The following is a 13,533-nucleotide window of genomic DNA, read 5'->3' on the forward strand; positions in this document are numbered from 1 at the left end:
ATAACTTTACAGGGAAGGGTATTGTCCCTTTAAATGGTTCAGGTATTTCTTTAAATCCCTTCCAAACTTTTTTTCAAATTCCTGCCTGAAAGTGTCCTGCTTGGACTTGTAGGTCAGGTAGCTGATAAAGTAAGCATTATTGGGAAGTTTTCCGTCGGGCCAGCCGTTTTTGTTTGTTAACGTACGCTTGCCTGAAAGAAGTGTATCCGTGTCGCTGACGATATCAGTGATCAATCTGGCCTTCAACGAGTCCCGCCGCGCATTCGGTGTCGGGTCGGGGCCGAATGTCTTGTAAAGACTATCCAGCCGGCCTGCGCCTCTGAGCATATGCTGTGAATAGGCGTCATTATAACGTTTTGAGTACTCATACTGACGCATTTGCTCAGAATCCGCTCCGTATTTGTATCTCAAAAACCGGATCGCACCCTGATCGCCCACAAAGCTGGCCAGGTTTTCGTTCAATTCCAGGTTATTTTTCACAAAAAGCGTACCATGCGTAAGCTCGTGCAAGATCAGGTTGGCCAGGCTGCCATCGCGTCGGCGGAGCATGCTGGAAAGGATTGGGTCTTTCAAATAGCCGAGCGTAGACCACGCTGATACTTCACCGATATCGGTATCCAGCCCGTTGTCGATCAATGTTTTTTCTTCGGCAACTGCGCGGGTTGAATCAAAATAGCCTTTGTAGGGGAATGTGCCCACGATCGGGAAATGCCACTGGTGCGGCTGGACTTTATACCTTTCCGAGGCGGTGATCAGCCAGATAAGCGGCCGGCCGTGCTGATCGTAGAACGTGGTATAATTATCAGAGGGTGTCAGCCCGAGCGAGTCCACACCGAATTTCTTAATCTCCTGAATGAGACGGATCCTCGCTTTGAGCGAATCGGGAAACGTTTTGCTGGCCAGCACATCTTCAACGTCTTCTACCTGCATGAGTATGCCAATCTGTCCTTTGGCCTGTAAAAATGCGTAAGTGAGCACATCCCTTTGCCATATACCAAGCAGTACCACGACGGCCAAAAGGGCAACCAATATTTTTTTGATCACAATTTCAATATTAAGTGAATGCATCCGGCCCCTGAAATGATGCCCGGATGTAAATCGGTAATCGTTGTAAAATTAGGCAAATCAATGATATCTAAGTGCTGGTAGAAGATGCTTTGACGCCGTTTAATAATCAGTTCCGCTCACTTGGGTATCGCTATTTTATTTCCTGTTTTGTAAACGCCCGAAAATGCGAAAATTTCGGGAAATATTAAGTTTTTCGGCAAAATGCGGGTTGTTGTTTCACTTGGAATTAGCTATTTTTACAAAACAATAAAGACCCATTTACGAGCGGTTTTTGTCCTGCAAAAGCCGCTTTTTTATGTACCAACCAAATTACTGTTACCATTTTTATGGCACAAGCAACAACAGATAAAGACAACAAACTAAAAGCGTTACAGACCACGCTCGAAAAGCTCGATAAGACTTACGGAAAAGGTACTGTGATGCGTCTGAGCGACACCAAAGTATTAGATATTCCCGTGATTTCAACCGGTTCACTGGGCCTTGACCTCGCCCTGGGCGTAGGCGGTGTTCCCCGTGGCCGGATCGTGGAGATCTACGGACCGGAATCATCGGGTAAAACCACATTATCGATGCATTGTATTGCCGAGGCCCAGAAAAAGGGTGGCCTTGCTGCATTCATAGACGCCGAACACGCTTTTGACCGTTCGTACGCTGAAAAGCTCGGCATCGATACAAGCAACCTGCTTATCTCGCAGCCCGACAACGGTGAGCAGGCACTCGAAATCGCAGAGCACCTGATCAGCTCCGGCGCTGTTGACATTATCGTCATCGACTCGGTGGCCGCATTGGTACCACGCGCTGAGCTCGAAGGTGAAATGGGCGACAGCAAAATGGGTTTGCAGGCGCGTTTGATGTCCCAGGCCCTGCGTAAGCTCACCGGGGTGATCAACAAAACAGGCTGCTGCTGTATTTTCATCAACCAGCTTCGCGAGAAGATCGGTGTGATGTTTGGTAACCCTGAGACAACAACAGGTGGTAATGCATTGAAATACTACGCATCCGTTCGGCTGGATATCCGCCGTGTGGGCCAGATCAAGGAAAGTGCTGACGCGATCCTGGGTAACCGTACACGTGTGAAAGTAGTTAAGAACAAGGTAGCGCCTCCATTCAAAGTGGTGGAATTCGATATCATGTACGGCGAGGGCATTTCCAAAGTAGGGGAGATCATCGACCTTGCTGTGGAGCTGGATATTGTCAAGAAATCAGGCTCGTGGTTCAGCTATGACGGTAACCGACTCGGACAAGGTCGTGACGCGGTCAAAGCGCTGATCAAAGATAATCCCGAGCTGATGGATGAGCTGGAAGCCAAGATCCGCGGCCAGGTAAATGTCGATCCGGATGTGTTGATCGATACCAGCGAGCCTAATGTGGTAGACGAGGGTTCACCGGAATAAGTTTTCAATTGCATTGATTATAAAAAATGCCCTGTTTGTAGCAGGGCATTTTTATTTGTAGTCTATTTGAATCTTCTAGAAAGGCTTGCGATCATCATCGTCGTCTTCGTCGAAGTCATAATCATCTTCCCCGGGACCTGAGAACATGCTGCTGACCAGGTCTTGAAATTTCATGCCCTGATCGAGGGCCTGCTTGCCTACCAGCGAGAATTCGGCCATACCGTGCAGGGCGAATTCCATCATGAAAAGTTTTTCTTCGGCATCATTGTATGCTGAGAGCATATCCACGAAATCATCCAGGCCGTCGATGGTTTTCAAACGGGCGATGTATTCGCGGTCGGTCATATCGGCAGGCATTTCCATTTCATTGCCCGCGCCAAACCACTCGACTACTTTCGCGTAAGGATTGATCTTGCTCTTCTTGCTTTTTTCCGGATCCGGGAAGAAGTTCAGAAACTGGGTCCGGATCGCTTTACCGATCAGGTTCTGAGCTACGATCACAGGGCCTTCCACTTCACCTTCGTAGACGAGCTCCACCTTTCCGCAAATCGCGGAAACGACTCCGTAAAGGTCGGAAACGCGCACGTAGGTCGAGCTTTCGCCATTAATTAATGCTCTGCGCTCAGCAGTACTCAGAAGGCTTTCATATGCAGAAATCGTCAGACGCGCCGAAACGCCGCTTTTGCTGTCGACATATTCACTTTCGCGGGCCTCAAATGCAATTTGTTCAATAAGGGTCTTAACAAGCTCATTGACGCGCACAATGCCCTTCTGCTCTGGTTTGACAACCGCTTCCTGCTCGGTAATGCGCTTGCCGGTTTCGATCGTCTTTGGGTAATGGGTGACGATCTGACTTTCGATCCGGTCTTTCAAGGGCGTTACAATGCTTCCGCGGTTGGTATAATCCTCTGGGTTAGCAGTGAAGACAAACTGAATATCAAGCGGCAACCGCAGTTTGAAACCACGGATCTGAATATCGCCTTCCTGCAAAATATTGAATAGCGCCACCTGGATACGCGCCTGTAAATCGGGCAGCTCATTGATCACGAAAATGCCGCGATGAGAGCGAGGTATCAATCCGAAATGGATCACGCGCTCATCCGAGTAGGGAAGCTTCAATGTTGCCGCCTTAATCGGGTCGACATCACCGATCAGATCCGCTACCGAAACATCGGGCGTAGCCAGTTTTTCGGTATAGCGCTCATCGCGGTGCAGCCATCCGATTTCGGCATTATCACCCTGCTCGGCCAGCACATCCTTGGCATAGCGTGAGAGCGGGGCCAAAGGATCATCGTGCAGCTCTGAATTTTTAATGTAGGGGATATATTCATCCAGCAGACCTACCATCATGCGTGCGATACGCGTCTTGGCCTGCCCGCGAAGACCCAAAAAGTTGATGTTATGCATCGAAAGAACGGCCCTTTCCACATCAGGAATGACTGTTTCTTCATAACCCCAGATTCCGGGGAAAACATTCTCTTTGTTTCTGATTTTTTCAATCAGATTATCTCTTAGCTCCTGCTTGATCGAACGGGACCGATAACCTGCTTTTTTTAGTTCTCCGAGCGTGCGGATTCCCAGTAGTTCTGTGCTTGTAAGCTTTGAGTAAGTCATGTATGAAATAGTGGATTAACGCGCGTATGCCACCGAGCGCATTTCACGGATCACCGTGATCTTGATCTGGCCGGGGTACTGCATTTCTTTTTCAATTTTCTGGGAGATGTCAAACGATAACAGACCCGCTTTTTCATCGGAAACATTATCCGCATCGATGATCACGCGCAGCTCGCGGCCCGCCTGGATCGCGTAGCATTTCTCGACGCCATCAAAGGACAAGGCCAGGTTTTCCAGGTCGCGAAGACGCTGGATGTAGGATTCCATCATTTCGCGGCGGGCGCCCGGGCGAGAGCCTGAAATGGCGTCGCAAACCTGGATGATCGGCGAAAGAATAGAAGTCATTTCGATCTCGTCATGGTGGGCTCCGATCGCATTGCAAACCTCTGGGTTCTCTTTGTATTTCTTGGCAAGCTCCATACCCAGGATCGCGTGCGGCAGATCCGATTCTTCGGGCCATACTTTACCAATATCGTGCAGCAGACCGGCGCGTTTAGCCAGTTTGGTATTCAAGCCAAGTTCGGCAGCCATCGTAGCGCACAATTTGGCTACTTCGCGCGAGTGTTGCAGCAGGTTCTGCCCGTAAGATGAGCGGAACCGCATCCGGCCAATCATTTTCACCAGTTCAGGGTGAAGGCCGTGGATGCCCATGTCGATCACGGTTCTTTCACCGATCTCAACGATTTCATCTTCAATATTTTTGCGCGTTTTGGCCACCACCTCCTCAATACGGGCAGGGTGGATACGTCCGTCCTGCACCAAACGGTGCAATGAAAGGCGGGCTATTTCCCTTCTTACGGGGTCAAAACCCGAGATAACGATCGCTTCCGGGGTATCGTCTACGATAATCTCAACACCGGTAGCTGCTTCCAGCGCGCGGATGTTACGTCCTTCACGGCCGATGATTTTACCTTTGATATCATCGTTTTCAATGTTGAATACCGACACGCAGTTTTCGATGGCATGCTCGGCGGCAGTGCGCTGGATGGTTTCGATAACGATCTTTTTCGCCTCTTTGGTAGCGGTAAGACGCGCTTCTTCCATCGCGCTTTTAATATAGGATCCCGCGCGGGTCTCGGCTTCGGCTTTCAATGCGTCTACAAGCTGCTCGCGCGCCTGTTCTGCGGTAAGGTTGGCTATTTTTTCAAGCTGGGCAACCTGCTGCTGCAAGGATTTTTCCGCGTCTTCGCGGCGCTTTGTTGCGGTTTCCAGCTGCTGGCTGAGGTTGTTTTTGAGCGTGTCCAGCTCGTTTTCCTTGCGTTTGGCCTGTTCGATGCTCTGGTTGAGGCTCTGTTCGCGTTGTTTGAGCTTCTGCTCGTTGCCTTGCAGGATGCTGCGTTTTTTATTGGCGTCTTCTTCGAATTCGGTTTTCAAGCGGAGGTACTTTTCTTTCGCTTCAAGAATGCGGTCTTTTTTGATGTTTTCGGCTGCTACTTCTGCATTCCGGAGAATTTCAGCTGCACGTTCCTGGGCCTCTTTTTCCTTTGCGTCGAATGATCGCTGAAAGATGTACTTACCTGCAAAAATACCCACCCCTATGGCGATGATATCTGACAGGATGACGATGAAATACAATGAATTAGACATTTCAATAATGGTTATATATAGTTGGTTTTACCGACTACACCCGCGTTGAAATGCCGAAAATGGAAGAAATTGAAAGAATATTTTTGCAGATACTGTAAAATCAAAGGTCAGGTATGGGCGTCAGCTCTCAATAGCACCGGCGAGAGTCTCGTCCAGTTTTTCCACTCTGCTTTTAAAAGCCGCTACCAGGTCGTCCATTTCTTCCTGGTTCCGTTGCAATGCCACCAGGCATTCTATAGAAGTCAATGCAATAGCCTCTATATCACCGTATACTTTCCCTTTTAATTTATGCTGTTGCACACGCTGCATGAACACCTCATACCCATCCCTGTAGAATTTCTCCTGATCCGCCGGAACGCTCAGTTTGAAACCTCTGTCCAGCAGTTTTATAAAGACAGAAACATCTGGATTAGGTATGCTATTTTTTTTCATAAGGTATCTTCAAGCAATTCGATGCACTTATCGATCTCCTGGATATATCTTTCAACTGATTCTTTCAGTTCGGCAATTGCGCCTGTTGGTGTCAGTTTACTAGTGACAAGTTTAGCGAAACTTTTAGACTTATTAAAGTCTTTTTCTAAAGACGTGTATTTTTTCCTTATTTCTTTCGATTCTTCCGTGAGCTTCGCATTGGCCACCCGGAGCTCCGCGTTTTCACGCTGGAGCTCTGAGATCGACCAGTTTAATTTCTCTTTATGATTGATCAGGATTTCGAGTTTTTTCTCGACGTCGGACAGTTTGTGTTCGATAATACGTTCAATGCTCCTCTCCATTTTTTTAAACTGAAAGATCCGACAAGTGAAAAAAACCGGACTTATTTTCTGATCACCGCTTCAAATTCCCTTTCGTAGGTAGCGATCAGTCGCTGCATGGACTTGTCGATCACCTTGTCGGTCAGCGTTTGCTGCTCGTCCTGTAAGATAAAGCTGATCGAATACGACTTTTTGCCTTCCAGGTTGGCCCCTTCGTAGACATCGAATACGTTCACCGAACGGAGCAGGCTGCGCTCGGTCTTGTAGGCAGCCTGGCGAAGCTCCTCAAAAGTAATGTTTTTGCCTACCACCACAGAAAGGTCGCGGCGCACCTCGGGGAACTTAGACACTTCGGTGTATTCAACGGCGGCGCTATACTGGCGAAGCAGGTATTCCCAGTCAAAATCGGCGTAGTAAACAGGCGCTTTGATGTCCAGCTTTTTCGCAATGGCCGCATTGAGCAAACCAAAGGATACTACCGGCTTTTTATTGGCCAGCAGTGTTAATCCGCTTTTGAAAATACTCCTGTCCGCTTCCTGTTTCTGCACCTCCCTGATCTTCATCGAAGTCAAAACCTGGTTCACAAATGCAGCCAGATCGTGGAAAACCACCTCGCGCGACTTCTCAAACCAGCTTTCATGGGTGATATTGCCCGTCAGGAATACCGATAGGCGCTCCTTTTCGATGTACTTGCCATCGGTTTCATGGTAGGTTTTGCCAAATTCAAATACTTTCAAATCCTTCTGGCGGCGGTTGCTGTTGTAGGCGATCACTTCCAGACCCGAGAAAAGCAGCGTCTGGCGCATGACCGAGAGCTCTTCGCTCAGGTAGTTCAGGATCTTAACGGGATTACCTGCAAGGCTTTCGCCCAAAATGGCCTGATACTCCGGTTTGGTCAACGAGTTGTTGATCATCTCATTGAAACCATTGCCCACCAAAAGCTCCGCCACGCGCAGTTTCAGCTTTTCAGGATCGTTAACGGGGAAATCCGAAAGGTAATCCGAGCTCAATGCGTCGGACAATTCCACCTGACCGAAGCCGTAAATGCGCAGAATCTCTTCGATAACATCCGCCTCACGCTGAACGTCCACACGGTATGGCGGCACAATCGCAGTGAAACCAACCTCAGTTTCGTCGGTAATGCGGATATCGAGCGATTCCAGAATGCTTTTAATCTGCGCTTTGTCCAAGGACTTGCCGATCAGCCGGTCGACGTTTTTGTATTTGATATTTACCTTGAAATCCTCGATAGGCTCAGGGTAAATGTCGATAATTTCGGATGAAATGCTTCCGCCGGCGATCTGCTGGATCAGTAATGCAGCGCGTTTCAATGCGAAAAGCGGCATATTCGGGTCGGTACCGCGTTCGAAACGGAATGAGGAATCGGTTTTGAGCGAGAAACGCTGGGCGGTCCTGCGCACCCAAACAGGGGAGAAGTAGGCCGATTCGAGAAAAATGGAAGTAGTCGTTTCGGTGACGCCGGAGGTAAGCCCGCCGAAAACACCGGCAATGCACATTGGTTCAGGGTTTCCGTCTGTACCCTGGTTGCAAATCATCAGATCGTTCGCAGAAATTTTGCGTTCGATACCGTCCAAAGTCACAAATGTCGTGTTTTCTGCAAGGGTGGTAACAATCACTTTTTGACCCAAAACTTTACCGGCATCGAATGCATGCATCGGCTGGCCAAGCTCATGGCAGATGTAATTGGTAATATCGACGATATTGTTGATGGCGCGGATACCGATTGTTTGCAGGCGCTGTTTGAGCCATTCAGGCGATTCGGCCACGGTAATGCCTGAAATTGTCAGAGCCGTGTAGCGAGGGCAAGCTTCTGTATTGCGAACTTCTACCGGAATCGGCAGATTTTGGTTATCGATTTTGAATGTATCAACGGAGGGCAAAGTGATCTGGCGCTTCAACACCGCTTTCAAATCACGCGCAACACCGTAATGCGAGGCCGCATCCGCGCGGTTAGGCGTAAGGCCGATCTCGATGAGGTAGTCGGACGAAATGCCGAAATATTCAGCGGCAGGTGTGCCGTTGGGCAGGTCCGTATCCAGCACGAGAATGCCCTCGTGGGAAGTGCCCACGCCCAGCTCGTCCTCGGCGCAGATCATCCCTTCGGAAAGCGCCCCGCGGATTTTGGATTTTTTCAAAACCAGCGGCTGTTCGCTGCCGGTCGGGTATAATGTAGCGCCAACGGTTGCCACGATCACTTTTTGGCCTGCGGCCACATTAGGCGCGCCGCAAACGATCGAAAGCGGTGCTTGGCCGCCTACATCGACTGTGGTCAGGCTCAGCCGGTCGGCTTCGGGATGCTTTTCACAGGTCAATACCTGACCGATTACCACGCCCTGCAAGCCGCCTTTTATCGATTCGATCTCTTCAATACCTTCTACTTCCAGCCCGGTGCCCGTTAACAAACGGTCGATTTCTTCGGGTGTTTCAGTTATTTCAATTAAATCTTTAAGCCACTTATAAGAGATCTTCATCTAGAATGCTTTAATAACAATAAAAATTCAGGCGCGGTAAATAGAGCCTGTTTGCAAAATTAATGATTTAGTTTGAACGGCATCCGGGCTTTGGGCACCGCGTGCGTGTTTTTTATCAGGCCATCACTCTTCGTGGGTGGCCTCTTCGGTCACTTCGCCAGCGTGAATGGCCACTGTCAATGTGTTTTCGGCTGGCGGTACCGGGCAGGCGTAGCTTTCCTGGTAGGCACAATAGGGGTTATACGCCTTGTTGAAGTCGAGCACGATGGTGTTGTTCTTAATCTGATCTGCCGGGTAATCCAGGTAGCGGCCTCCGCCGTAGGTCTGCTTGCCGCTGGTAGCATCCCGGAAAAGCACCGAAATAGTGCCCTCGTTTTTTAACAGCAGCAGTTTTTGCGACTGGCCTTCGATGCTGAAATTGGCATAGCCGTATTTTTCGTATTTCTCGGTGGTGCCGTCAGTATATTTGACGATTACCTCCTTATCGTCTTGCATGTAGGGCGAAATATTGGCCTTAATCCGGAATGCGAGGCTGGGTTCGAAGTAATGCAGGCCGTGGAATGCCTCCTTATCCTTGATCGGCGAGTCATCGCCGGATTTGAATTGCTCGTCTTTGGCGGCGCGTTCTTCGAGGATCTTGGTTTTATAGGCGGCGGGATTGGCCGCGATGGCGTCATCAGAGCTGCTGGTGCCGCCCATGTTTTCAATGACGAAGTAAGCAAGGATCGCAATGAACATCGCGATCGTGCTGTATCGGATCACTTTATTTTTGAACATAGTAAGGATAATAGGGGAATCGGACTACAAACTTACACCCGATCGCGCGCTTTGAAAAAGTATGAAGGGTTTATTTACTTTTTTGGAATAATTTTGAAACTTCGCGACCGTCGGGTTTGCGATGTTGGTTGAAATATATCTAAATTGACCTGGGAAAAAACTTTAAACACAATACCTGCCCCATTGTATGTCATACACAAAACGAGTACTCATTGCCGAAGACAGTTCAGTTATTCAAAACCTGGCGAGGAAGATTCTTGAATTTCAGCATTATGAAATCACTTCCGTGAAAAACGGCGAACAAGTGCTTCAACTGCTTGAAAAAGAGGACTTTGATATCATTCTTTTGGATATCAACATGCCTGTGATGGATGGAATGGAGTGTGCGAGAAGCATCCGTAAATTATCCGATGAGAAAAAGGCTAAAACGCCGATCGTAGCGATTACGGGTAATGCCAAAAATTATTCAGAAGAAGATTTCAAAGAAGCAGGATTTGACGATGCGCTGATGAAGCCGTTGAATTTCGACCGTCTGGTTGAAGTGGTGGCGCATCTGACCGAATAAAGACCTGATGAGGATTACATTTTTAGGAACCGGCACATCGCAGGGAGTACCCGTTATTGCCTGCGATTGTGCCGTTTGCCGTTCTAATGATCAGCATGACAAGCGTTTACGAACTTCCGTGTGGATTCAGGCCCACGGCAAGTCGTTTGTAATCGACACCGGCCCGGATTTTCGCCAGCAAATGCTCCGGGCCAACGTGCGAAGTTTGGATGCCGCTGTTTTCACCCACCAACACAAAGACCATACTGCCGGTCTGGACGATATCCGGGCATTTAACCACCGGCAGCAGATGGATATTCCCCTTTACGGCAGGCTGGAAGTGCTCAACCAGATCAAAACCGAATTCGCCTACGCGTTCTCAGAGCGAAGATATCCAGGTGTCCCGCACTTTTCACTGCATCCCATTGAAAACGAGCCCTTCGAAGTGGAGGGTGTAAAAGTGGTCCCTATCGAGGTAATGCATCATAAGCTGCCTGTTTACGGCTATCGCATTGGCGATTTTACCTACATTACCGACGCGAACTACATTTCCGAAGAAGAGCAGGAAAAGATCAAAGGCTCGCAAGTGCTGGTGCTTGATACCTTGCAAAAAGAACCGCATTTATCGCATTTCACCCTTTCGCAGGCACTTGATCTGATCGACAAGCTGAATGTACCGGAGGCTTATCTTACGCACATCAGCCATAAACTCGGCCTGCATGCCGCGGTCGAAAGCGAGCTACCGCCGCACGTGCATTTGGCCTACGACGGGCTGGTGCTGGATCTTTGATGTGGATTTAAGCTAAAAAAATCAGGATAGGAAGCTGCTGCGGTAATCCTTGATAAATTGCCGCAATGAGCCGGCGCTGCTGCCAGTTACTACCTTGACTGTCTCGGCTACCTTGGCTGCTTCTCCACGCGCATAATGCGCGTAGTCTTCGATTAACCCGCCCACCTGCCATTCGGGAAAGCCCGCGGCGCGTAAACCGCCCTGCATTTGCTCGGCAGTCACATCTATGAACCTGACCGGTTTTGCTAATTCCTGCGAGAAAATCTCGGCCATTTCATAATGTGTCAGCGAGTCGGGGCCTGTAATGTCGTAAACTTTGTTCTGGTGACCGGTTTCCACCAAACAAGCCGCCGCCACAGCGGCAATGTCTCTGACATCCACCACACTCACTCCGGCGTTGCCTACCGATGCGAAGAATTGTCCCTGATCTTTGATATAGTCTTTGAAGGAAAGCAGTCCCTGCATGTACAGATTGGGCCGCAGGAATGTGTAGGCAAAACCCAGCTCCTTAATCCTATTTTCGACCTTTGCATGGTAACGCAGAAAGCGTACGGGCGAGGATTCGCTGGCGGCCAGTTGGGATAACTTCACAATGTGTTTTACACCGGCCCTGTGAGCTGCCTCCACGAAATTCAGCTGCAAGCTTTCGGCCTGCTCGGAGGAATTGCTTAGCAGAAATGCTTTTTCTACGCCTTTCAGCGAGGCTTGGAAGCTTTCGGGATCGGCCAGATCGCCGGTAACGATTTCCAGATTTGGAATATGCTCAAATGTCGCTGGCTGCGAGCCGGCGCGCACCAATGCCCTAAGGGGTATATTCAGCGGTGCTAGTTGTTGAATTAAATGCGATCCCACGGCTCCGGTTGCGCCTGTCAGAAAAATGCTTGCCTGTTTCATAGATTGTGATTTTGAATGAACAGGACAAAATTCACCGTTTCGGCATCCGGAAAATTGTAAGAAAACGAAAAGCTGCGGGAAACAAACATTCCTAGGAGCCGCTAGGCGTCAACCCGACAGATCTCCGCCTGGAATTTTACATAGCGGCCAGGGCTCAGCTTCAAATAGTGTTTGAAATCATGAATCAGCTGGCTTTGGTCATAGTAGCCGCACGTTTCGACGATTTGCAGCCAATCCACCTTGCCTGAATGATTTTGCACCATCAGCAACGCTTTCAGAAACCGTTCGTACCGCGACCGCTCCTTGGCGCTATAACCCAGGTATTTTTTATGGTTAAGCTGAATGTTCCGCTCGCTTTGGCCGGTTTTCTGAGCGGCAGCCTTAACAGGACTTACGGCCAGGTAATCAGCCGCTTGGGCTGAAATGCCTTCAAACAATGCATCGCGGCATTTAAGATAGGGTTTGCAGAATTCAAGCAAAAGAGCGGCTCGCACATCCGTAGGCTCATTTTTTAAGCTAAACCATAGTTGATCAAAACAATTCTCCCGCAACAGCTCATCGGGATGAGCGGTCACCATTCCCGCGGCGAGCGCAGGACCGAAAAAGCGGTAGAATGCATCGTCTTTGAAATTCACCACCAACATATCAGCGGCCGGCGGCAGCGTGTAGGCAATCGGTTGCCTGATCGGCCCGAGCACCAGGCATTGGTTTAGCAAAATAGAATCGCCACCTGATTTAAACCGGATTGCCGCTCCGAAGCTGAAGACCATGATGGTCTGCAAGCCGGGGGCCAGTATTTTGGTAATGTCGGCGTTGGTCTTATTGGTGGCTGAATAGAAATAGCTGATGATCTGCTCAAATTCCTCGGAAACCGGTATGCGCTGCTGTTGATAGCCTTCGATGTGGTGCTCCATGATTTCTTGCAGATTAACTATACCGGTCGTTGCGCCAGGGATATGCCGTGTTGGAATAACCTCTCAATTCCCAAAAACCAAGCTGGTTCTTAGGCAGAAACTGAATGCGGCTGATCCATTTGCTTCCTTTCCAGGCGTAAAGCTGAGGCGTGATCATGCGAACAGGGCCGCCATGATCGCGTTCGAGCGGCTTGCCGTCGGCGGTGTGAACGAGCAGCACATCTTCTTTCAATGCTTCTTCGAGTGAAAGATTGGTCGTGTATTTATCGTATCCGTGGCAGAGCACATGCGTAGCGCTGGGTTTGGGCATGACCAACGCGGCAATATCGGCCAGGCGCACGCCTACCCAGGGCACATCCATGCGCGACCAGGTGGTTACACAATGAAAATCACTTACATCACTGGTTTGGGGTAGGGCCATAAAATCCTCCCAGGTTAATGTCAGCGGCGATTCGACTTCGCCGTCCACAACCAGCTTCCATTTGCCGAGCGGCACATCGGGTTTGAAACCCAGGTCGAGCACGGGCCATTTGACAGTTTTCGTCTGGCCGACTGGCAGCTGGGGCATTCCGTGGCGGTTTGGCGCGCCGGTTCCCATCGGGCGGGTATCAGAAACAGAGGGCGTTTCGGCCATTTGCTGCTCGAAGCGGGCTTTCAGCTTCATCCGCGCTTCTACGATTTTATCAAGCTTGTTGTTTTCTTCCATG

General features: G+C 49.5%; 13 protein-coding genes. 3 read left to right on the top strand and 10 right to left on the bottom strand.

Features of this window, described 5'->3' with window-relative positions; all coding sequences use genetic code 11:
• Positions 1 to 6: 6 nt before the first annotated feature.
• A complete protein-coding gene (locus ACTJJJ_RS18835) occupies positions 7 to 1,044 on the bottom strand; it encodes an aminopeptidase (protein WP_426293663.1) in 1,038 nt (345 codons plus the stop codon).
• Positions 1,045 to 1,394: 350 nt separating this feature from the next.
• Here ACTJJJ_RS18835 and recA point away from each other — a divergent pair, with 350 nt between their 5' ends.
• Positions 1,395 to 2,462: a recombinase RecA gene (gene recA, locus ACTJJJ_RS18840; protein ID WP_188932413.1), complete on the top strand. Its 1,068-nt coding sequence runs from the start codon at positions 1,395 to 1,397 to the stop codon at positions 2,460 to 2,462.
• 75 nt (positions 2,463 to 2,537) lie between these two features.
• On the opposite strand, the gene ACTJJJ_RS18845 is transcribed toward recA, so the two are convergent.
• From ACTJJJ_RS18845 to ACTJJJ_RS18870, 6 genes are all read right to left on the bottom strand, one after another.
• Positions 2,538 to 4,076, bottom strand: a complete 1,539-nt coding sequence (locus ACTJJJ_RS18845) for a sigma 54-interacting transcriptional regulator (protein WP_188932407.1) — start codon at positions 4,074 to 4,076, stop codon at positions 2,538 to 2,540.
• Positions 4,077 to 4,091: 15 nt separating this feature from the next.
• Complete coding sequence (gene rny, locus ACTJJJ_RS18850) at positions 4,092 to 5,663, bottom strand: ribonuclease Y (RefSeq protein ID WP_188932405.1); 1,572 nt, start codon at positions 5,661 to 5,663, stop codon at positions 4,092 to 4,094.
• Between the two features lie 120 nt (positions 5,664 to 5,783).
• On the bottom strand, positions 5,784 to 6,095 hold the full coding sequence (gene zapA / locus ACTJJJ_RS18855; protein ID WP_188932399.1) for a cell division protein ZapA: 312 nt from the start codon (positions 6,093 to 6,095) through the stop codon (positions 5,784 to 5,786).
• Positions 6,092 to 6,436 carry a hypothetical protein gene (locus tag ACTJJJ_RS18860; RefSeq protein WP_188932397.1) on the bottom strand — a complete coding sequence of 115 codons (345 nt, stop codon included), beginning with the start codon at positions 6,434 to 6,436 and terminating at the stop codon, positions 6,092 to 6,094. Before ACTJJJ_RS18860 ends, zapA begins: the two co-directional genes overlap by 4 nt.
• 41 nt (positions 6,437 to 6,477) lie before the next feature.
• Complete coding sequence (gene pheT / locus ACTJJJ_RS18865; RefSeq protein ID WP_426293664.1) at positions 6,478 to 8,907, bottom strand: phenylalanine--tRNA ligase subunit beta; 2,430 nt, start codon at positions 8,905 to 8,907, stop codon at positions 6,478 to 6,480.
• Positions 8,908 to 9,030: 123 nt separating this feature from the next.
• Positions 9,031 to 9,684: a DUF1684 domain-containing protein gene (locus tag ACTJJJ_RS18870; RefSeq protein WP_426293665.1), complete on the bottom strand. Its 654-nt coding sequence runs from the start codon at positions 9,682 to 9,684 to the stop codon at positions 9,031 to 9,033.
• A 187-nt stretch (positions 9,685 to 9,871) separates the two neighbouring features.
• Between ACTJJJ_RS18870 and ACTJJJ_RS18875 the strand changes: the two genes are divergently transcribed.
• Both ACTJJJ_RS18875 and ACTJJJ_RS18880 read left to right on the top strand, forming a co-directional pair.
• Positions 9,872 to 10,249 carry a response regulator gene (locus tag ACTJJJ_RS18875; protein ID WP_188932391.1) on the top strand — a complete coding sequence of 126 codons (378 nt, stop codon included), beginning with the start codon at positions 9,872 to 9,874 and terminating at the stop codon, positions 10,247 to 10,249.
• Positions 10,250 to 10,256: 7 nt separating this feature from the next.
• Positions 10,257 to 11,018, top strand: a complete 762-nt coding sequence (locus ACTJJJ_RS18880) for an MBL fold metallo-hydrolase (RefSeq protein WP_188932389.1) — start codon at positions 10,257 to 10,259, stop codon at positions 11,016 to 11,018.
• A gap of 21 nt (positions 11,019 to 11,039) precedes the next feature.
• Here ACTJJJ_RS18880 and ACTJJJ_RS18885 read toward each other — a convergent pair whose 3' ends face one another.
• The 3 genes from ACTJJJ_RS18885 to ACTJJJ_RS18895 all read right to left on the bottom strand — a co-directional run bounded on the left by ACTJJJ_RS18885 (position 11,040) and on the right by ACTJJJ_RS18895 (position 13,532).
• Positions 11,040 to 11,912: an SDR family oxidoreductase gene (locus ACTJJJ_RS18885; protein WP_426293666.1), complete on the bottom strand. Its 873-nt coding sequence runs from the start codon at positions 11,910 to 11,912 to the stop codon at positions 11,040 to 11,042.
• Between the two features lie 101 nt (positions 11,913 to 12,013).
• A complete protein-coding gene (locus tag ACTJJJ_RS18890) occupies positions 12,014 to 12,826 on the bottom strand; it encodes a hypothetical protein (RefSeq protein ID WP_426293667.1) in 813 nt (270 codons plus the stop codon).
• Positions 12,827 to 12,839: 13 nt separating this feature from the next.
• Positions 12,840 to 13,532 carry a molybdopterin-dependent oxidoreductase gene (locus tag ACTJJJ_RS18895; RefSeq protein ID WP_188932383.1) on the bottom strand — a complete coding sequence of 231 codons (693 nt, stop codon included), beginning with the start codon at positions 13,530 to 13,532 and terminating at the stop codon, positions 12,840 to 12,842.
• Position 13,533 lies beyond the last annotated feature (1 nt).

Origin of the sequence: Dyadobacter sp. 22481 (assembly GCF_052044875.1) — a bacterium.
GTDB classification, from domain to species: Bacteria; Bacteroidota; Bacteroidia; order Cytophagales; family Spirosomataceae; genus Dyadobacter; species Dyadobacter endophyticus.